This is a genomic window from Clostridium sp. LIBA-8841 (genome assembly GCF_034439435.1).
In the GTDB taxonomy this organism is placed as follows: Bacteria; Bacillota; Clostridia; order Clostridiales; family Clostridiaceae; genus Sarcina.
Genome location: NZ_JAPCKJ010000003.1, coordinates 148,765 through 169,901 on the forward strand (window position 1 = coordinate 148,765; position 21,137 = coordinate 169,901).

The following is a 21,137-nucleotide window of genomic DNA, read 5'->3' on the forward strand; positions in this document are numbered from 1 at the left end:
TAAGACCTAACTTATTCTTAAATTTGTTGACGAATTTCATTGTATAAGTTTTCATTTTTAAAATCATTATTAAATTTTCCTAATTAAAAAGGTTTTCTTTATGCATATGCACAAAGAAAACCTATACTTTTACTTTAATTCATTTACTATGTATGTAATCATAAATTGAAATAAATCCAAATAATTATCAAAGCTTAATCCTGTTATTTCCTCAATTTTCTCCAGCCTATAATTCAATGTATTTCTATGTATATGTAGTGACTCTGCCGTCTTTTTTCTCTCTCCACTATGCTTCATATAAGCTGTAAAGGTTTCTAATAGTTCTTCTCCCATATTTTCTTTTAATATCCTGTTTCTTATAATCTTCCATTCTTCTTCATTAAGAAAATTCTCTAAAAAACTAAAAACCTTTACCTTTGAATACTCATAAAAGAATTCACCTTTATATAATTTTTTTCCTATATCAACTGCTTCAACAGCTTCATTCATTGATTTAGAAATAATTTTATGTCTTGCACTTAGTCCTATTCTAGAGTTCATATTCATAATCATTTCTTTTAATTCCTTTAAGCGCTTATATAATAAATTATTATCTAATAAAATCATAACTATTCTGTTTGAAGTTAAATTTATATAGTACTCATCTTCTTTTATAAATCTCTTTACCATTTTTACATTTTCTTTGAATTCATCTTTTTCAAACTCTAAAACTAAAATTATTCTATCTAAGGAAATATTAATACCTACATTAGCACCTCTTTGTATAAATTCTAAATCATAAGATTCTTTTAAATATAACCATTCATAAAGGAATTCTTCCTTTAGTCTTTCCTTTATTATATGTTTATTTAAGGTATACTCTTGATTTATTAAAAGTTCAGCAGTAACCGTTACCAGTTGTGTGAATTGCCTAACCTTTTTAGGATTTCCAGTTATACCAATAACCCCTATAGCCTTGTCTCTAAAGAATATTGGTGAATTTACTCCAGACTTGACCTTATCTTCATCCTTAGATATTTCTATTACTTTCTTTACCTCTAATGCTTCTAGAGCTCCATTATGTAAAGTTCCAATTCTACTTGAATCACCACTTCCTATTATTATCCCTTTATTGTTCATTATGTTTACATTGTAAGGAATAACCTCCATCATTTTATTAACTATATTTTGAGCTAACTCCCTATTTAACATCATACTACGCTAAGTACAATTTTAATTTTTATTATACTTAACTCCTCCTCTCCTCAAACTGATACTAGCAAAAAATTTAAACATTTACAATAACTTAACTAAATAAAAGGATACAAAGTATTAATAACTTGTATCCCTTAAAATCTAAGCATAAATATTTTCTTTATTGAATCTATTTATTTTTATAGTTTTTCTAGTTATCATTTTATCTAAATTATAAAGAATCTAAATTCATGTACTATAATGCTAATTTGTAGATTTCAAAAACATCAGCTGTATTTAATTTGACAAAATTACCAACAGTATACGCATCATTATCTGTACATTTTTTAGCCATTTCTTCTAATCTATCTTCTCCTATTTCTAACTCTTTTAAAGTTGTTGGAAGATTTATTGATTTAAAGAATTCCTCAAGTTTTTTAATTCCTTCTAAAGCAATTTCATCTTTAGTTTTACCTTCAACTTGAACATCAAAAACCCTAGTAGCAAATTGATTGAATCTATCTAAATCATGCTTATAAACAAATTTCATCCAAGCTGGGAATATAACTGCTAAACCTGCACCATGAGTTACATCATATATTCCACTTAACTCATGTTCTATTTTATGTGATGCCCAGTCTGTTTCTCTTCCTGTACTTAGAATATTATTATGAGCTATTGTTCCAGACCACATAACTTCTGCAAAGCTATCATAATCTTCTTTATTTTTTAATACCTTAGGAACATTATTTATAACAGTTTTCATTGTTCCTTCAATTAGTCTATCTGTAAGTTCTACATTTTTTGTGTTTGTAAAATATCTTTCCATTAAATGAGCTAGAATATCTGCACTTCCTGCAGCTATTTGATACTCTGGTAAAGTAACACACAATTCTGGGTTTAACATTGAAAATTTAGGATATAAAAGTGGTGATCCTGTTGATTTTTTATACCATCCATCTTCATTAGTTATAACAGTTCCTGAACTTGATTCACTTCCAGCCGCTGGAATTGTAAGTACTGTGCCTATTGGTAATGCCTTTTCTATATTTAAATTCTTAGTGAAGAAATCCCATACATCTCCTTCATAAAAAACTCCAAAAGCTATAGCTTTAGCTGAGTCTATAACACTTCCTCCACCAACTGCAAGTATAAAATCAACCTTGCTATTTTTACAAAGTTCTATTCCTTTTTTAACTAAGCTTAATCTAGGATTAGGTTTAACCCCTCCAAGTTCTATTACATGTAGTCCTGCTTTATTTAAAGAATCTAAAATTTTATCATATAGACCATTTTTTATAATGCTTCCTCCACCATAATGGAAAAGTACCTTGCTTGCACCTAAATTCTTAATTTCTTCTCCAACAGAAGATTCAACACCTCTACCAAAGTTGATTTTAGTAGGATTATAAAAAGTAAAATTATCCATTCAAATCATCCCTTCTCTTTTTTCTCATATTGCTTTTATTTTTCCAAATTAATTACGTTTACATTATTATATATGACTTTTATCTTAAGTACAATATTCTACTACTATAGCTTAAACCTTAATTATGTTTAAAATATGTATATTCATTCACTAAGAACAATAAATAAATTCTATTTACTTAAAAATCCATATATTAAATCTAAAAGTTATAAAACTTTTAAATCACCATGGAAATTATTGCAATTTATCATTACGGGTATATAATAGATTTAAATTATGGGTTATGAGAGGTGATAAATATGATAAATCATAAAGGAGATTTTTGTACTGTATCACAATATGCAATATTAAAGTCCGACCCACGTTAAATAATGTGAATCTAAAAATCAATATTCTCTGAAAAGACTTAGTAAATTCATTAGTAAAAATTTAAAAGGGACTATATCAAAGTAACTTTTTAATAAAACTTACAAATATTACGAAGAAAATATCTAGATAATTTTCAGAATAATGACTATAAATTCTTAGCAAAATCTAGTAATTCTCAGAATATTTTTGTAAGTTTTATTATTAAGTTTTGATATAGTCCCATTATTAAATATATAAACTATGTATATTTCTATTTTATCTCATTTTCTATTTCTCTTAACCATTTTTCTATTATTTGTTTTTCATGTTGAAATTCTTTATCGTGTCTTTCATAGTTTTGAACAAACTTACTTAATTTATCATATAACTTTTCTAATTGCGCATCACTAACTATTGTTTTATTTGAATAAACTTCTCCAGTAGCTTCTCTTTTATTTTTTGCTTCTTCTAAAATAAGTAATAGCTTTCCTGCTAATTCTCTTTTCCCATCAATTTCTGCTGATATTAAAGCTTTTAATCTTTCTTCAGTATGTTTAGATGTTATATCAAAAAAATCGTCATCTAATCCAAATTCCTTTATAAAATTTTTAAATTCCTCAAAATTATTTTCGTTTTCCTTTTCAAAAATATCTTTAATTGCTACATATTTCATATTAATTCTCCTCCTAAATTTTCTAATCTATTAAGTTAAATGAGCATTAATACTTTATAATACTTGAATATATAATAATTTTGAATTCAATCGGCAGGCTAATCAAAAATATCAAATTAAATATTTTTTCTTACTTTCTGTAACTTAAATCATTAATATCGTTGATTAACTTGCCTAAAGCAAAACTTATTATAATTTTTAATTTACAATATAAAATTCATATAATTCAAAATAGCTAATACTCTTGTAATATTTAGTATTTTTTTCACAATAACCCAATAAATTTCTTTTCGTTCATTATAAAACTTTTTTAATGAATAATAAATTTTAAAAACAAATTAAAATATTAGTAAAATTTAAATTTACTAGTATTTTTCTAATATAATATTTCTATCTTTCTATTAATTAATATTTTAGAAGCATAAAAAATATTAAAATTACAAATTTTTATAATTTCACAAAAATTTCTTTATAATTTTAAATACTTATATCTTTTTCTATTAAATTAGAGGGTGGAAAAATCCACCCTTCTCCTTACAAAACAATATCTACATGTCCTATTAGTTATATACTAAAATCATCTTGCTCTTTAATTTGTAACTAAATTCTTTACTGGCAATTTTATTCTTTCTAAATATTTATTAAGCCATTCCTCTGTAGCAACTGAATATAGTGTTTTTCCATTCTCATCTAAGTTTGTAATATAAACTGTTGGTTCCTCTTCATGAGTAAAAACTGAAAAAGTAAATTCTTTTATGTTTGTTGCAACACCCCATTGTCCATCTTTATTCATAGCAACTACAGATAAATCTCCTGCTTGTCCTCTTCTTTCAATAAGTTTTCTATTCAAATCAATAATAACCTTATCACAAGCCTCTTGAGGAGTGATGCCTTCTTCCATTAGTCTAACTATTTCATAGGAAATGCATCCCTTCATTAAGTCTTCCCCTAAACCAGTAGCCGTTGCTCCTCCAACTTTACTATCAACATAAAACCCTGAGCCTATAACTGGTGAATCTCCAACTCTTCCTCTCTTTTTCATAAATAATCCACTAGTAGATGTAGCAACAACCATCTTTCCATTTTGATCTAAGGCAATTGCGCCAATAGTATCATGTCCATCATATGGGCTTAATCCTTTCTCTAATATTAGCTTCTTCTTTTCCTCATAAAACTCTCTTGCTCTTTCTGTAAGCATATCTTTTTCTTCAAAGCCCTCTTCCTTTGCATACTCATTAGCTCCTTGTCCAACTAAGAAACAATTCACTTTTCTTTCGCTTAATTTCTTTGCTATAGACACTGGATTTGCGAAATTATTAATTGAAGCAACAGCTCCCACATCTAAGGTATCTCCATCCATATAAGCTCCATCTAGTTCAACCTCACAACATTCATTTGGAAGACCTCCATATCCAACTGATTTAAAAAACTCAAAATCTTCAACAACATTTATGACTTTTTCAACAGCCTCACCTGCACTAAGCCCGCTCTTCATATCTGATTCAATTTCATTTATTCCGTCTATACCCATTCTCCAAGTTGTTATTACTCCATACTTCATAAAAAATCCCCCTATAAATTCAAAACTTTTTACTATAAACTTAATCTGCTTAAGTAATACTCAAGTCTCTCCCCTAATCTAGCACTTAAATTTAACTGATATTTTCAGAAAAGAAATTATAAGCTGAGCCTATAATACCAGCATTATTCTTGTGCTTGCAAAGGTCTATATTACATTTTACAAACTTCCACTTTGGTATTTTATTTAATGAATTTTCTAATCTTTCTAATAAATCTTCTCTTAAACTTATTCCGCCACCAATAAGTATTTTTTCTGGATTTAATATTGATGATAAATTATAGATCATTCTAGCAATATTTCCGTACCATTTTTCTATTATTAAGCTTACATTCACATCATTTTTAGCTTCTTCAAATATATTAGTTCCTAAAACATTTATAGATAAATCTAAACCCATATACTCACAATACATTCTTGAAAGTGCTGTAAACGAAGAATTATCACTTAAAGTCATATATCCTTCTTCATCTTTTGTAATCATGTAACAGAATTCTCCCCCTTTGAATTCTTTTCCTCGAATTAAATCCCCATTTAGAAATATTCCTCCACCTATACCAGTTCCAATAGTTATACAAATAAAATCGTCACAATTCATTGCACTTCCTGTGAATTTTTCAGCTAGCGCAACACAATTAGCATCATTTTCAATTAATACTGGAATATTTAATAGCCTTTCTAAATTTTCTTTTAAAGGATATCCTTCAATAAACCTAAATACTGTGCAATTATTCACTACTCCTTTTTTATTATGGACAAACCCAGGAATACTTATAGAAACTCCACTTATGTTTTCTTATTTCTTATATTCATGTACTATTCCTATTAAAGTATTGAGAAATTCTTCAATATTTAATTTATTTGTATTTGATTTATTAGCTTTAATAATTTCTCCATCTTCTCTTACTATTCCATGTTTAATAAATGTTCCACCTACATCTATTGCTACTATTTTTCTCATACCCTTCCCCCTATTTATTAGTTAAACTTAAAATTTGTAAATTTCTTTAATACTTCTACTTTAATTATTGATTTTTACTAAAAATAGAAAAGGCAACCCTCCCTTAAAGGTTGCCTTTTCATAATACCTAGTTTCCCTAAGCAAGCTATTGCTTGCTATCTTCTTTAAGTAATAAGAAGTGTTCTTTTAATTCCCTTATTGTTACTGTTAGTATCATCTTCTATATAAATATTACTTAAATTCTTAGTTATTTTAATGTTACTTTTAAAGTATGAACTTCAAATGGTTTAAACGTAAGTTCCATTGTTTCTTTGTTTAATTCTTTTCCATCTATGATGTCTTCTATTAAATTAACCATTTCTACGTTAGCATATGGAACATTTATATTAACCTTAACTTTAGCATCTTCACCGTGACACTCATATAATCTGATTATCATGTCATCATTATCTTCTGCTTTTTTAATTGTATCAATTATTACATTTTCACAATCTATTGAAGCCATTGCTTCTTTAACTAGATTTTCACCTAAGTTTTCACTGTATATTACTTGAATTGGAGCATTAACTTCATGAGCTTCATGAACAACATTTCCTTCAATATAATCACCTTTGTGTGGGAATAAGCAATAAGTAAACTCATGCTCTCCTCTATCTGCATTTGGATCTGGATATCCTGGGCTTCTTAATAGATTTAAGTCTATCTTAGTTTCTGAAACATTGTGTCCATACTTAGAATCATTTATTAAAGCAATTCCATAATCTCTTTGTGATAAATCTACCCATCTTTGAGCACAGATTTCTCCCTTAGCCATATCCCATGAAGTATTTCCATGAGTTGGTCTCTTTATTGTACCAAATTGGATTTCACAATCTACTTCTCTAGTATAAACATTAGTATTGAAAGATGTTCTAAGCATCTTACCATTTTCTTTCCAATCAACCTTTGTCCTAAAGTCAATTCTCTTGCTACCTTCTAAAATACTTATTTCTTGTACTAAAGTAGACTCTCCATACTTGTAGCTTTGTTTAATTGTAGCTTTTGGTCCATCTACAATAACTTCTGATTTTACTAATTCAAATATTTGAGATGGTCTATCTTCATAAACACCTGAGAAATCCCAGCCATCTCCATTATCTTCATAAACTCTTAGTTCATTTCCTTTTTCATCTCTTAAAACTTCTTTATTTAATTCTTTATCGAAAACTCTTGAAATTGTTCCATTTTCATTAAACTCAACTTTAACTAATCCATTTTCTAAGTTATTCTCAGAAACTTTTAAAGTTGAAATTTCACAATATGGCTCAACTTCTTCTTTTCTGATTATTTCTCCACTTAAAGAGTTTAATTGAACCTTTGTCCATCTGTCATAAAGCTTGATCCATTGTTCTCTGCTCCATGATAATGAGTTGATTAATATAGCTCCTTCTTCTTTACTATCTGCACTTTCTAAAATATCTCTATATAACTTTTCAGTCATACCTTCTACTTTAGCAAGCATCTTCTCATAAGCTTCTACTGACTCATCATAAACTCTACCTATTGATGAACCTGGAAGAATATCGTGGAATTGATATAAAAGAACTTCCTTCCAAACTTTTTCTATTTCAGCTTGAGGATATTCTCCTTTTCCTAAAACCTTAGCTTGCATTGCTGCTAATTCTAAGTTCTTAATAGCTATTTCCATCTTTCTGTTATACTTTTTATTTTTACCATGTGTAGTGTAAGTTCCTTGATGTTTCTCTAAGTATAGTTCTCCACTCCACACGCTATATTTATCTATATCTTTTTCTATTCTCTTAAAGAAATTACTTGAAGGCTCTTGCTTAACTGGAGCTATTCCATTTATATTTCTTTCTCTTCTTAATCTTTCTAAGTGTTCCTCTCCAGGACCACCGCCTCCATCACCAATTCCAAATAGCATTAAGCACTCATCTGATAAACCTTTATCTAAGAAAGCTTTCTCTGATTTAGCAACTGCTCTTGGTGCGGCTGAACTATTATAAGTTCCTTCTGGTGGCATATGTGATAATACCTTACTTCCATCTAATCCTTCCCATAAAAATGTATGATGTGGGAATTGATTGTGATTGTTCCATGATAATTTAATTGTCATGAAATAATCTACGCCACTCTTTTTAAGAATTTGTGGAAGAGCTGCTGAATATCCAAATACGTCTGGAAGCCATAAAGTATCCATTTCTTTTTTAAACTCTTCTCTAAAGTATCTCTTTCCATATAGTAATTGTCTTACTAAAGATTCTCCTGATGGAACGTTAGTATCGGGTTCAACCCACATACCTCCTTGAGCTTCCCATCTTCCCTCTTCTATTTTTTCTTTAATTCTTGCATATAAATCTGGGTAGTATTCCTTCATCCACTCATAAATTTGAGGTTGGCTTGCTCCAAATACATACTCAGGATATTTTTCCATATTAGCTAAAACTGTTGAATATGTTCTAGCACCTTTTCTTATAGTTTCTCTTATTGGCCATAACCAAGCCAAATCTATATGAGCATGTCCAATAGCTGAAACTGAAAGTGAAGGATCTCCACCTTTTTTATCTAATTCTTTCTTTAATATTTCTCTAGCTTTTTTAACTTCTTCTTCATTTAGGATTGTAACCTCTTGTTGAGTAACAACTCCATCCTTTAAGAAATCACATCCACTCATTCCAGTTTTAATACTTAATACCTTTGATGCTTCATAAAGAGCATTTAATATAGTATGGTATCTAGCACTCTCTTCTGGAAGTTGATTCATAAGTTCATGTAAAACCTCTATATCGTAGTAAAGAGCTTTTACTTCTTCATTACAAGTTGCAATATATGCATCTTTTATAATTCCATTGTCTCTATATTTACCGAATAAGTCATTACAAGCACAATCTGCCCATACATCAATGACTTCTCCACCAAGAGCTCTATCAAACATAGGAACTTCTCTCTTACCAGGCATTCCCAGACTTAAATCAAACTCTGAATTTAAAGTTGTAAGACCTCTCATAGGAGCTCCTTTTTCATCTACAACAAAGGCTTCTCCACTTACATCTATTAAAAGAACAATCTTTTCTCCCTCACAACTTGCTGGTACTTCTCCCTTGAAGTTAAACCAACCACAGTCCCAAAGTTCTCCCCAAGACTCTCCTATAACTCCTTTTTTATGCTCTCCAGTTAATCTATTTTCATAACTTACTGGTTCCTTAGTGATATACATATCTATGTCTAAAGGTGCAACCACATTATATATTGCCTTCTCTAACTTCTCACACAAACCGTTTACAATATTCTTACGTTCATTTATCTGAAATAACATTCATCTCACCCCTTGATAAATTTAAAACTTATAAAATAAATCTTTAGAGCTGTACATTAATAACCAAAATTAATGAGCTTCTTTTCTTTAGATTCATCTATATTCTATATTTTAAAGATATCTTATAAGCAATTAAGTGTAAAGTGGACAAATATTAGTTTTATGGTTCATATTTTTAATAGTTAAATTTTGTACAAAAATATATTTAAATATAAAATAAATAAGACCAAGGTTAGGGAAAATTTTAGAACCTAAACCTTGATCTCAATTTATTTAAAAAGGATTAAAAAAAGCATTTTATAGTTAATACTAATTTGCGGAAGAAGTTAATTCTATAAAATTATATAATTTAATCCTTGTTAAATACTATAATTAAAATTTATCACAAACTATTTCAAAATATGATTTTGGATGATGGCAAACAGGACATTTTTCTGGAGCTTCTGTTGCTTCTAAAATAAATCCACAGTTTTGACATCTCCACAACTCTTTTTCATCCTTTTTAAATATTTCACCATCTTTTAACAGATTATGTAACTCTAGATATCTTTCTTCGTGATGCTTTTCTATTTCTCCTACTTTTTCTAGTATGAATGCTATTTCATTAAAGCCTTCTTCTCTTGCTTCTTTTGCAAATTGAGCATACATATCTGTCCACTCATAGTTTTCTCCACCTGCTGCATCTTTTAAGTTATCTACAGTTTCACCAACTGTACCATCATGTAAAAACTTAAACCAAATCTTTGCATGAGCCATTTCATTATGCGCAGTCTCTTCAAAAATATCAGCTATTTTATTATACCCTTGTCTTCTAGCTTTTTCTGCATAAAAGGTATATTTGTTTCTTGCTTGTGACTCGCCAGCAAAAGCCGTCAAAAGATTTTTTTCTGTTTTACTTCCTTTTAGCTCCATAAATTTCACCTCAAAAATTAAATTTTATAGTTTATTAATTTCCATTTCTAATAAACATAAATACAATTTAATTTTTCCCTTTTTGAGGTTTTATATTCTAAATTCCCTCTTAAAATTTTTAGCTAAATTCAAACAAAATTCTTCTTAAATAAAGACAACCCATAATTTTTATATATTACTCATAAATAAATCTACTAAACTTTTATCACTATAAAAACCTAAATTCTTTAAACTATTATCAATCGCATTTAAGACTATAGCTATACTTTCAATTCTTGCATTTTCTCCCATATGTCCTATTCTTAATAACTTATTCTCATATTTATCTAAGGATGTTGACATTAATACATTATACTCTTTGTTTAAATAATCTCTTAATTTTAAAGCATCTATTTCTTCTGGTATTTCAACAGCTGTAACTGTATTTGAATATCCATTTTCTAAGAATAAATTTAAACCATATTCTTTTAGTGCTTTTCTAGTTGCCTCTCCAATTTTTCTGTGTCTTTCAATAATCTCTTCTTTTCCTTCATCTAAAATATTATCTATAGCAACTCTAAGTGATATAATATCGCTTGTTGGCATTGTATATGGGAACCATTTATCTTTGTAGTAATTTTTCCATATATTTAAATTACAATAAAATCCAGCCACTGGAGTTTCTCTATTTTCCATAGCTTCTCTTGCATCATCACTTATACTTACCATAGTCAATCCTGGCTCTGCTGAAAATGCCTTTTGTGAACCTCCTAAGGCTATATCAATCTTCCACTCATCGACCCTTAACTCTTCTCCTACCATTCCAGAAACAGAATCAACAACAGTTAAAATTCCATAACTTTTAAGTAAAGGACAAATCTTATCTACTGGATTTAAAACACCAGTTGGAGTATCACAATGAACAATAGTAGCATATTTAAAATCATTATTTTCCTTTAAAAATTTAGATAAAGCTTCAACATCAATCTCATTAGTATAGTCTCCTGAAAAATAAGTTACTTCTCCACCATACATAGTTACAAATCCATCAAACCATCTTCCATATAATCCATTATCAAGTACTAAAACCCTATCTCCCTTTTCAGTTATGGATGCACATGCTGCTTCTAGTCCTAAAATTCCCTCTCCACAAAGTATATAGCAATCATTTTTTGTATTTATAATTTCTCCAAATCTATCACATGTCTCCTTATAAAACTCAACAAACTCTAAATCCACATCTGGATTAGTAGTTTTTAAAGCTCTAGCCATTCTAGTATTTTCACTTAAATTAGTAGGTCCCGGTGTATAAATTATCTTATTACAGTTCATGATTTATTCCTCCCAATAAGTTCTCAATTTTATATATTTATAAAATACCATATCATATGAAAACTTCAAATTATACCGATACAAACTTATATTTTTTAATATTAGGCGCTGTTTTAAACTAGTATTGATTTTTAGTTAGGTCTGAAGGACTAGCTAAAATCAACATTCACATAAAACATAGCCTAATATTAAGATTATTAAAATTAAAAAATATAATAAAAAGAGGCTGTGTCAAAATTCAATAACAAATACTATAAAAATATCTAAAGTAACTTTCTAGATATATTCATAAAATTTATTTAATGATTTGATCCCAGCCTCAAAGACTTATCTTATTAAGATAAATTGACTAATCTTTTATAATTCAGTTCAACCTAATTTAATAGTTTGTTTGATATAAAATTAATCTCATACTCTGTAATAATATTATCTCCATCTAAATCCCACTCTTTTTTCTCTTGTCCATAATATTTAGAAGCTAATGCTAAATCGCCTAAATCTATTACTCCATTTTTATTAAAATCTCCTAGTAAACCTTTCTCTTTTTCTGGTCCATATACTTCTAATTCAAGAACTGAATATGAAGAATTATTATTTCTCTTAGAGCAATTAACTCTCACATATCTAGCCATTTTTTCTCCAAATGTTATGGAATTTAAATTTTCCGAATTATTATTTAGTGTAGAAATCTTATTCCACTGATATCCGTCTTCTGATATTTCAACTGAAAACTCTTTTGCTGGATTTCCCCATCTTATTAATATTTCATTTATTTCTTTTACTTCTCCTAAATCAACCATAAGCCATTGGTTATCTGAATTCTTAGATACCCACTTAGAACCCTCATTTTTAATATTACCATCAGTTGCTCTCCATTCATTGGTGTATAATAAATCATTTGAAGAAGAATATGCATCTTTTCCACAAGCTAGATTCACCTTGTAACTCTCATCTCCAGCAATAGCTTCATCTGCTAAGACTCTATTATAAAGTTTAATATTGTCCATGCTACCTACTAAACCTTCTCCAATCTTCTCCAAAGGCAAAACAAAGGAGGTTAGGAATTCTTGTCCACTTATAATGCTATTATCATGTTTTCTATAACTATGAAGTTGTTGTATAAACTCCCCATTAGCATATAAAGATAAGTTTTCAAAGGTTCCTACTAAGGTTATAGTTGTCCATTCTCCTTCTTTCAATCTATAATCAAAATTTTGCTCATAAAAACTTCTTCTTATAGCTAAAGTTCCATCCTCTAAAACTTTCAATTCTCCTTCATATCCTGAGAAAAGATTCATAACCTTTCCAAGTTCATCAACCTTAACATCAAAAGAAATTGTATATGGATAAGCTAGAGCCTTAAGTGGAGTTTCTATCACTGTATTACCATTAAAGTTTAAATATTTATTTGAATTCTCTTCCTTAATTTCTCCATTTTGAATATTTCCATCATATCCGTTACCACTCTTATCTAAGACATTTTCCTCATTTTCAAAGTCATATTCTATAACCACATCACTATTACTTTCAATTTCTCTTGAAACCTCAGTGTTTGGTCCTTCATCTAATTTATTAAATGTCTTCATAAACTCCGTATAATCTTTATCCGCTTTATTTCCTCTCCATATCTTTTCGCTAATAGTAGCAACAGCTGGTAATAGTCTTTCATGTAAATCAGCCTCTACTATTCCTTCCATGGATTCATCTCCCCAAATAGCCATTTTTCCCCCTAAAAGATTTGGCTCTCCTAATGGCACAAATGTATTTGCATTAAACTGATTTGGCTCCCAATTATTATAAACATATTGAGTATCCATAAAATCCTTATGCCATCTTGAAGGAGTTATATAAGTATATGGCTGTGGAACATTAACAACCTTGTATCCTTCCTCAATTCTCGCCTTAGGATCTTCCCAAGCTAAACTCCATACATCTATAACAGTTTCTTTTGGAAGTATTGTATCTCCTGCAAAAGGTTTTAAAGATCCCCAAACTCTTGGTGTTTTTCCTTTATCCACTAAGTATTGTGACATATTTGCTGCATATTTTCTAAATTTATCTCCTACCCTTGTATCATACTCATCTATTCCCAAATGAACTGTATCTCCTAAGAAAACAGGATTCTCCTCATTTAAAAACTCATCAAATAATTCTTTTATAAACTTAGCTCCCTCTGGATTATCTATATCTATGTGATCAAACCAATAATTTTCTGAATGTATAGGTGTACCCTTCTCCCTATTATACTTAGTAAAAGGAAGTGAATGAGCTGGTGTATCTATTTCTGGTACAACCTCCATACCTCTGTCCATAGCATCTAATTGTAAGTTGATAAACTCTTCTTGAGTATAATAAGGATCGTTTAAATCATCATTATTAGGCTTTAATCCTGGATGATTCTTACTTTCTAATCTAAAGGCATTATAAACTGAATCCCAACTTTCTGGCTTATTATAATTTGTCCCCGATGGAGCCCATTGATTGTCATTTAAATGTATATGGAACTCATTAATCTTATACCATGACAATATCTTGGAATAATCCTCTAAAAACTCCATTCTCATAGGCATTCTTGCTACATCAAGCATAGCTCCTCTAATTTCATACTTAGGGAAATCTCTAATGACTCCACATGGTATCTCATCATGATTTTCATCCTGCCATAATATTTGAAGTAAGGTTGTTGTTCCATATAATGCTCCCGTGTAATAACTTGAGTATATCTTTATAGAATCTTGAACCTGTGTAAAATATCCTTCTTCTCCAACTTCATATTGATCTTCCAATTGAGACTCTATATAAATATCTCCTTTTTTAACTTCTGAATCTGATGAAACTTCTACTATATCAAGCTCAATTCCTTTAAAGTCCTTTAAGTTTTCGTTAAATAGCTTAGCTACCTTCATTAAACCTACATTATTTCTATCATTAATTAATATTCTTGACTCTTCTGTTAAAGTAAAATTACCTTCTAATCCGTACCACTCTTGAAGACTTGGAATTACTTTTGGTTCTTCATTTCCCTTCTCTACTGGAGGGAATAAATCTTCATTTAAAGAAGCTTTATTTGGAACATTTAAATTTAAACTCTTTTCAACAGTCTTTTCTGGCTCTTTCTCTTTATAAATTTCAAACAACAAACTAACATCTCTATCTTCTATATTAGAATCTGTTATTTCTCCTTCATTACTTACTACATTTTTAAACTCACTTCCTCTTAACCTAATACCAAAGCCCTCTGGCACTTCTGGGAACTTAATCATCTCATCACTTACTGTTACTTCTGACAAAGAAGTTATTGAATTTGCAACCTGTTCTAAAGAAGGATCAAAATCAGGTATTATTTTTTCTGTTCCCTGTACTTCTAACTCTCTTATAGAAACATTATTATATGCATTAGCATTTCTTTCCCTTATATAAACTCTTATATATCTAGCATTTTCCTTATTATCAAAAACAATCTCATCCACTTTATTCACATCATTGCTAGGATTATGCTTTACTCTTTTAATCTCTGTCCATTCTTTACCATCATCTGAAATCTCTATACTATAATCCTCTGCAAAAGCTTTTTTGTACCAATGTATTTTGGCACTTTCAATCTCTAAAACTTTTCCAAAGTCAACATATACCCATTGATGACTATCTTCTGAGGACTCTACAGTCATTGTAGGGCTAGACCATCTTGAATCATCTGAAGTAGTATCTCCATCAACTATTTTGTTAGAAGTCCACTCTGAATTATTATTTTCCACAGCTGATGCCTTTGTTTCTTTCCCTTCAGCTACATTTCCCTTAAAAAGTTTATATCCCATAACCTCAAACTCTCTAATACTAACACTTGTCCACTGATTTCTCTTAGTAATAAATATTCTTACATACCTTGCAGTTTCTTCATTATCAAAACTAGCTTTATTAACCTTATTTTTATCGTTTTCATTCTTACCTACTGGATTAGTTAATGTTTCTGTTATATCTCTCCAATTTTCCTTATCAGCAGATGTTTGTATCTTAAACTCTGTTGCATATGCAAAATTCTGCCACCGTATATTAATATTATTTATAACATACTCTTCTCCTAAATCAACCATAAGCCATTGTGGTTGAACTGATGTTACTTCTGCACTAGACCATCTAGAATCTTCTGTAATGTAATCTCCATCTACGGCCTTATCACCTTGCCAATTACTTGATGACTCTACGCCAGAAACTTCAACTGATTTTCCCAAAGCTAGATTTACATTTGAAACATTACTTGAATTTTTTATTTCATTGGCTTTTGCAATTCTAATATTAGTTCCACATAAAATATTCATCATAAAAACACCACATAAAATCGCACCAATTCTCTTTTTATTCAATTTTTAATTTCCCCCTTTATAACACAATATCACTATATATTTTTATTCTAATGAAGATTATTATATAATTAACTTATTAAAAATTATTTTATTTAGCAAATAAACCATATATTTAAGGAGTTGATTTTATGATAAAACACATTGTTATGTGGAAACTAAAAGATGATGCTGAAGGAAATTCAAAGGCTGAAAATGCTAAAATAATAAAAGATTCTTTAGAAGACTTACAAGGAAAAATTAAGGAAATAGTTGCTCTTGAAGTTGGAATAGATGTTAATAAATCAGAACAAGCTTACGACATCGTTTTATACTCAACATTTAATTCTTTAGAGGATTTAGACTCTTATCAAAAGAATCCTGATCATGTAAAAGCAGGTTCTTTCGTAAAAAAAGTAGCAAGCTCAAGGGTTGTTGTTGATTACGAAGTTTAAAGAATATAAAACAAATCCCCTAGAATTATAAGTTATCTCAATTATAATTCTAAGGGATTTTTATTTAATCTATTTTCTCAAAAATTAAAACCTCTTTTATAGATGAAGTCATTTCTTTAATTACAGGACCTATGATAATTTCACCATTTTCTCTTTTCCACTTCCCTTTTGGGAATTTCACACTTCTTTTTATTACCCCTTTTTTAATAGTTGGAGCCACCATGTATTTGGGTCCTAACATAAATTGATCTTGAATTCCTTCTAAACCTTCATTAGGAAATTCATACTCCATATACCTAACTATTGGTTCTCCAGTTTTGCTAGATTCTTCTGCTAAGCTATAAATATATTCTGAATATTTCACATGTTTCCAAGCTACATCTTTACATAGTTCAAAATTTTCTCTAGATAGTACTCTCCATGGTGCTGCTGAAAATTGCATCATTGGCATAAGTGTCGCACATTGAGCATATCTTACAAACAATTCTTCATCTAGATTATCACTATTTTCTAAGAAATTAAGATACTCGCCTCCCCCAATCATATCTGGGCATGTGTATGCATATCCTAAAATTCCTTGCGCTAATTGATTAGGAATAAGTGAAGAGACTCCATTATATTCCCAGCTATGATTTTTATCCGCTAACCTTTGTACTAAAGGTAATCCTGCACATTGGAAACAAGCTCTAAATTCATTATATTCATAATCTAACCCTAAAAGCGCCCAAAGCTTACTTTGCTCATTTGCCTCTATTTCTCTATATGTTAAATCATCATTACTATAAAAACTCGCATCCCCAGCATCAAATTTAAAACCATCAACTCCATATTCTTTAACTAAGAAGTCATTTTGATCACAATACCATTTGACAGCTTTTGGATTTGTCAAATCCAAAACCGCTGAATATCCATTCCACCATTTTTTTATTGCAACAGATCCATCTTTATTTTTAACTAAACAATCCTCATCCCTTAAAAATCTAAATTCTTGTGTATCTGAAGTTATAAAAGGACATGTCCATAACATTACTTTAAACCCTAATTCATGTAGTTTCTTTATCATATTCTTAGGGTTTTTAAACTTCTCACCATTAAATCTCCATTTTCCATAATAGTCGCTCCATCCATCATCAATCATTATTATTCCCGTAGGCATACCATTTTTAATTATAGAATTAGCATATTCCAATATCTTTTCTTCTCTTTGATCATATAAAAGCTCAATCCAAGTATTATATTGTGGTTTAGTAAAGAAATTTTTAGGTGGTACTTTACCATTAGCATTGAAAAAATTTTTAGAAGCATGTAAAAAAGCATCCTTTAAATTTTCTCCTACCTCATATAATTGTGGTATTTCCTCTTCAGTAATCATTTCTATAACACCCTTAGAAACTTTTAATTTGAATCCAGAATTGCACCATATGTATCTCCCCTTATTTGAAATAAGCAATGTATTTACTTGGTTAGGACTCTCATTTGGATATATATTAGCTTCGTAATTTGAGTTAAAACTCAATGGATACTTTCCCCCATCATTAACAATTGGTCCATACCAGAATTCATTTTCCTTCATAGAAAAAGCATAACTATTAAATTTCCCCATATAAACTTACCTCTCAAACCTTTAAATTAAATTTACCTAAAATAAACAAATTATAATCAATCAAATATATTTTTTAAATCTCTTCTTATTATATACTATTCTTTTACAATTTTGGATATAAATAATATATTTTCACAAAATAAAAAGAAGCTCAAATTAAACAATTCAAGCTTCTTTATTTTATAAGTAAGTTTATTGGCTTTTCTTATTATTTTTGTTTTAGAGCATTCTTTACTGTTGCTTTATACCCGGTATATGTTGCGTAGAAATACCCACCATAAACAATTACCATTATTAAAGCAGTTACTAATGATGATGCTCCTATATCTGGTTTATTAAACATAGTTAGGAATCCATTTACCACTTTTATTGCAACTACTGAGTGAACTAAAGCTACAACTAATGGTAATCCAAAATAAATACTTACTTGTGTAAATATTGATTTATTTATCATCTTTTGAGATACACCAATTCTTCTTAAAGATTTGTATCTTACAACACTATCACTAGCTTCTGATAATTGTTGAAGTGCAAGTACTGCAGTACTTGATATTAAGAATATTATTCCTAAATATATTCCTATGAATAATATTGTATTTGTCACACCGTTATTTTCTTCATATATACGATCTCTTGTATATCCATTTACAAAGCCATATTGGTCTGTATCAATAATTCCATCTCTGTAATCACTGAATAATTTTTGCACTCTTTTTTCTTCTTCTTTTGAATTATTAGGGAAGTTTATATTAATTTTACTTGAAAAAGGCTCTAAATTAGAAACAACATCATCTGGTACTATTAAAGTAAGGAAATTACTTGCCATTCCTGTGCTTTCAAGAGATTCCTCTATAGCCTGATTTTTCCCTGTTAATGAACTATTTGCAATAGTATATTCTTTACCATTAATATCTATTTTTTTATTATTTTCAATTATATTTTTTAAAGTATTTTCTAATTTAGTAAAATTAGATGATATTAATACTTCATTATTATTTAAGTTTAATGGTTTTTCTCCTTTTAAAGCTCTTATGTCATTATATGAACTTATACTTATAGCATTTACTCCATAATCACTAACTGTTGTCACTAAACTTTTTGTATTTTTATCTTCTGCATTTTTATCTAATAAGTTTCCTAAATTAGTATCTTTTAAATCATATTCATTATATGAAACAATCTTATCCTCTGGATTAAATTTAAATCCTAACTCTTTTATTGATTGCTCAGCAGTTTTTATATTACCAGCCTTATCTGGAAAATATTGAGCTGATGCATCAAATGGAGTTGTAGCTTCTAATCCTTTTTCTAAAGCATTTTTGAAGCTTAAACCAGTTGATAATGTTCCTATAGTTAAGAATAACATAAGACATATTACTGTCATTGATAAGAAGTTAGTATTTATCTTACTATTCATTTGTCTTAATACAAAGATGTTTAATCCTTTTAAGTAAACATTTTTGTTCTTTTGAACAACATATAAAACAAATCCTGCTAAACTAAAGAATAATAGTAATGTTCCTAAAACACCTAAAGCTATTGATCCCCAGAACATACTATCTGTTGGATTTAAACCAACTTTAATTACTAACCCATAGGCACTACCTAATAATCCTAAAGATAATAAAAAGATTATTGCTGTTAATATAGGATTTTTGATTTTCATATCCTCATTCTTTTTAGCTGCTGTTAACATGTCTATAAGTTTATACTTTGAAATTACAACAGTGTTAAAAAGCATAACTAAGATAAATATTATCCCAAAATATAAAACAGTCTTTATAATAGCATCAGTTGATAATAAGAACTTATAATTACTTAGTGGAACTTCAAATAACTTAGCTGCAAAAGCAGATATTCCTTGAGAAACTATTATACCTACTCCTAAACCTACAACTAGAGATATAATTCCTACTAAAGCTGTTTCATATGTAAGTATTTTTGAAATCTTATTTTTCCCCATACCAAGTGTCATATATATACCTAATTCTTTTTTACGCTTCTTAACTAAAAAGTTATTTGCGTAAAGAATTAATCCACCTAAAACACAAGATATAAATACAGAGATTCCAGATATTAAACTCTGTAATACTTTTATATATTCTGCCTGTCTTGATCCTAATTCTGTAAAGGCTTTTTGATCTCCTATGGAGTTAAATGCATAGAATATACATACTCCAAGAGTTAATGTTAGAAAGTATATTGAATAATCTTTAAAGCTCTTTCTAACATTGTTTAAAGCTATCTTAAAATACATCTCTATCATCCCCTCCAAGAAGTGTTATAACCTCAATAATTCTGTCAAAGAATTCTTTTCTTGAATCTGTTCCTCTTACTAATTCATTGAATATCTTTCCGTCTTTTATAAATAAAATTCTATGAGCATAACTTGCTGTAAAAGCATCATGAGTTACCATAAGTATTGTAGCTTCTAACTCTTTATTTAAATTTTCAAAGGAATCAAGAAGCATTCTTGCTGATTTTGAATCTAATGCTCCTGTTGGCTCATCGGCTAATATTAATGATGGATTTGTCACTATTGCTCTAGCTGAAGCAACTCTCTGCTTTTGTCCACCTGATATTTGATATGGGAACTTATTTAATATTTCCTCAATCCCTAAGCTTTTTGCAACTTTTTTAATAAGAATATCTATTTCTTTTGGTTTTCTACCTTGTATAGTTAATGCTAAAGCTATATTTTCATATGATGTTAATGTATCTAGTAGATTAAAGTCTTGGAATATAAATCCTAACTCATCCCTTCTAAACTTTTCTAATTGCTTTGATTTTAATTTTGTAATATCTTTTCCATTAATAATTATATTTCCTGTAGTAACATTGTCTATAGTTGATATACAATTAAGTAATGTTGTTTTACCACTTCCTGATGGTCCCATTATTCCAACAAACTCACCTTTATCAACCTTAAAGCTTATATTGTCTATAGCTTTTGTTACATTATCTTTATTTCCATAATATTTTTCTATATTTTCAACACTTAAAATATTTTTCATATCTTGTTCCTCCTCATTTCATCTTA

The 21,137-nt window shown here is 29.0% G+C and carries 14 protein-coding genes; 1 reads left to right on the forward strand and 13 read right to left on the reverse strand.

From position 1 onward, the window contains the following. Positions 1 to 129: 129 nt before the first annotated feature. The 10 genes from OIF33_RS09275 to OIF33_RS09320 all read right to left on the reverse strand — a co-directional run bounded on the left by OIF33_RS09275 (position 130) and on the right by OIF33_RS09320 (position 16,063). Entirely contained in the window at positions 130 to 1,191 is a 1,062-nt protein-coding gene (locus OIF33_RS09275; RefSeq protein WP_322503965.1) for a CdaR family transcriptional regulator, read from the reverse strand. A gap of 238 nt (positions 1,192 to 1,429) precedes the next feature. Beyond that, positions 1,430 to 2,602 carry an iron-containing alcohol dehydrogenase gene (locus OIF33_RS09280; protein WP_322503966.1) on the reverse strand — a complete coding sequence of 391 codons (1,173 nt, stop codon included), beginning with the start codon at positions 2,600 to 2,602 and terminating at the stop codon, positions 1,430 to 1,432. A 619-nt stretch (positions 2,603 to 3,221) separates the two neighbouring features. Further along, the gene (locus tag OIF33_RS09285; RefSeq protein ID WP_322503967.1) at positions 3,222 to 3,623 is read right to left on the reverse strand and encodes a hypothetical protein; all 402 of its coding nucleotides are present in this window, start codon (positions 3,621 to 3,623) and stop codon (positions 3,222 to 3,224) included. 589 nt (positions 3,624 to 4,212) lie between these two features. Further along, entirely contained in the window at positions 4,213 to 5,184 is a 972-nt protein-coding gene (locus OIF33_RS09290) for a N(4)-(beta-N-acetylglucosaminyl)-L-asparaginase (RefSeq protein ID WP_322503968.1), read from the reverse strand. A 91-nt stretch (positions 5,185 to 5,275) separates the two neighbouring features. Further along, entirely contained in the window at positions 5,276 to 5,992 is a 717-nt protein-coding gene (locus tag OIF33_RS09295; RefSeq protein ID WP_322504316.1) for an ROK family protein, read from the reverse strand. Positions 5,993 to 5,998: 6 nt separating this feature from the next. Continuing rightward, positions 5,999 to 6,163 carry a hypothetical protein gene (locus OIF33_RS09300; RefSeq protein WP_322503969.1) on the reverse strand — a complete coding sequence of 55 codons (165 nt, stop codon included), beginning with the start codon at positions 6,161 to 6,163 and terminating at the stop codon, positions 5,999 to 6,001. Positions 6,164 to 6,410: 247 nt separating this feature from the next. Next, entirely contained in the window at positions 6,411 to 9,479 is a 3,069-nt protein-coding gene (locus OIF33_RS09305) for an alpha-mannosidase (protein ID WP_322503970.1), read from the reverse strand. Between the two features lie 372 nt (positions 9,480 to 9,851). Further along, positions 9,852 to 10,391 (reverse strand): rubrerythrin, encoded by a 540-nt coding sequence (rbr, locus tag OIF33_RS09310; RefSeq protein WP_322503971.1) that lies wholly within the window; start codon positions 10,389 to 10,391, stop codon positions 9,852 to 9,854. 168 nt (positions 10,392 to 10,559) lie between these two features. Then, positions 10,560 to 11,702 carry an alanine--glyoxylate aminotransferase family protein gene (locus OIF33_RS09315; protein ID WP_322503972.1) on the reverse strand — a complete coding sequence of 381 codons (1,143 nt, stop codon included), beginning with the start codon at positions 11,700 to 11,702 and terminating at the stop codon, positions 10,560 to 10,562. A 374-nt stretch (positions 11,703 to 12,076) separates the two neighbouring features. Next, a complete protein-coding gene (locus OIF33_RS09320; protein WP_322503973.1) occupies positions 12,077 to 16,063 on the reverse strand; it encodes a discoidin domain-containing protein in 3,987 nt (1,328 codons plus the stop codon). 128 nt (positions 16,064 to 16,191) lie between these two features. Between OIF33_RS09320 and OIF33_RS09325 the strand changes: the two genes are divergently transcribed. Continuing rightward, a complete protein-coding gene (locus tag OIF33_RS09325) occupies positions 16,192 to 16,494 on the forward strand; it encodes a Dabb family protein (RefSeq protein WP_322503974.1) in 303 nt (100 codons plus the stop codon). A 64-nt stretch (positions 16,495 to 16,558) separates the two neighbouring features. Here OIF33_RS09325 and OIF33_RS09330 read toward each other — a convergent pair whose 3' ends face one another. The 3 genes from OIF33_RS09330 to OIF33_RS09340 form a co-directional block, all read right to left on the reverse strand. Next, the gene (locus tag OIF33_RS09330) at positions 16,559 to 18,097 is read right to left on the reverse strand and encodes a glycoside hydrolase family 31 protein (protein ID WP_322503975.1); all 1,539 of its coding nucleotides are present in this window, start codon (positions 18,095 to 18,097) and stop codon (positions 16,559 to 16,561) included. A 208-nt stretch (positions 18,098 to 18,305) separates the two neighbouring features. After that, on the reverse strand, positions 18,306 to 20,354 hold the full coding sequence (locus tag OIF33_RS09335; protein ID WP_322503976.1) for an ABC transporter permease: 2,049 nt from the start codon (positions 20,352 to 20,354) through the stop codon (positions 18,306 to 18,308). Continuing rightward, entirely contained in the window at positions 20,344 to 21,111 is a 768-nt protein-coding gene (locus OIF33_RS09340) for an ABC transporter ATP-binding protein (RefSeq protein ID WP_322503977.1), read from the reverse strand. The genes OIF33_RS09335 and OIF33_RS09340 overlap by 11 nt, the downstream gene beginning before the upstream one ends. Positions 21,112 to 21,137 lie beyond the last annotated feature (26 nt).

Coding starts and splice junctions, on each gene's coding strand:
- OIF33_RS09275 (WP_322503965.1), bottom strand. CDS start 1,191: ATGTTAAATAGGGAGTTAGCTCAAAATATAGTTAATAAAATGATGGAG.
- OIF33_RS09280 (WP_322503966.1), bottom strand. CDS start 2,602: ATGGATAATTTTACTTTTTATAATCCTACTAAAATCAACTTTGGTAGA.
- OIF33_RS09285 (WP_322503967.1), bottom strand. CDS start 3,623: ATGAAATATGTAGCAATTAAAGATATTTTTGAAAAGGAAAACGAAAAT.
- OIF33_RS09290 (WP_322503968.1), bottom strand. CDS start 5,184: ATGAAGTATGGAGTAATAACAACTTGGAGAATGGGTATAGACGGAATA.
- OIF33_RS09300 (WP_322503969.1), bottom strand. CDS start 6,163: ATGAGAAAAATAGTAGCAATAGATGTAGGTGGAACATTTATTAAACAT.
- OIF33_RS09305 (WP_322503970.1), bottom strand. CDS start 9,479: ATGTTATTTCAGATAAATGAACGTAAGAATATTGTAAACGGTTTGTGT.
- rbr (WP_322503971.1), bottom strand. CDS start 10,391: ATGGAGCTAAAAGGAAGTAAAACAGAAAAAAATCTTTTGACGGCTTTT.
- OIF33_RS09315 (WP_322503972.1), bottom strand. CDS start 11,702: ATGAACTGTAATAAGATAATTTATACACCGGGACCTACTAATTTAAGT.
- OIF33_RS09325 (WP_322503974.1), top strand. CDS start 16,192: ATGATAAAACACATTGTTATGTGGAAACTAAAAGATGATGCTGAAGGA.
- OIF33_RS09330 (WP_322503975.1), bottom strand. CDS start 18,097: ATGGGGAAATTTAATAGTTATGCTTTTTCTATGAAGGAAAATGAATTC.
- OIF33_RS09335 (WP_322503976.1), bottom strand. CDS start 20,354: ATGTATTTTAAGATAGCTTTAAACAATGTTAGAAAGAGCTTTAAAGAT.
- OIF33_RS09340 (WP_322503977.1), bottom strand. CDS start 21,111: ATGAAAAATATTTTAAGTGTTGAAAATATAGAAAAATATTATGGAAAT.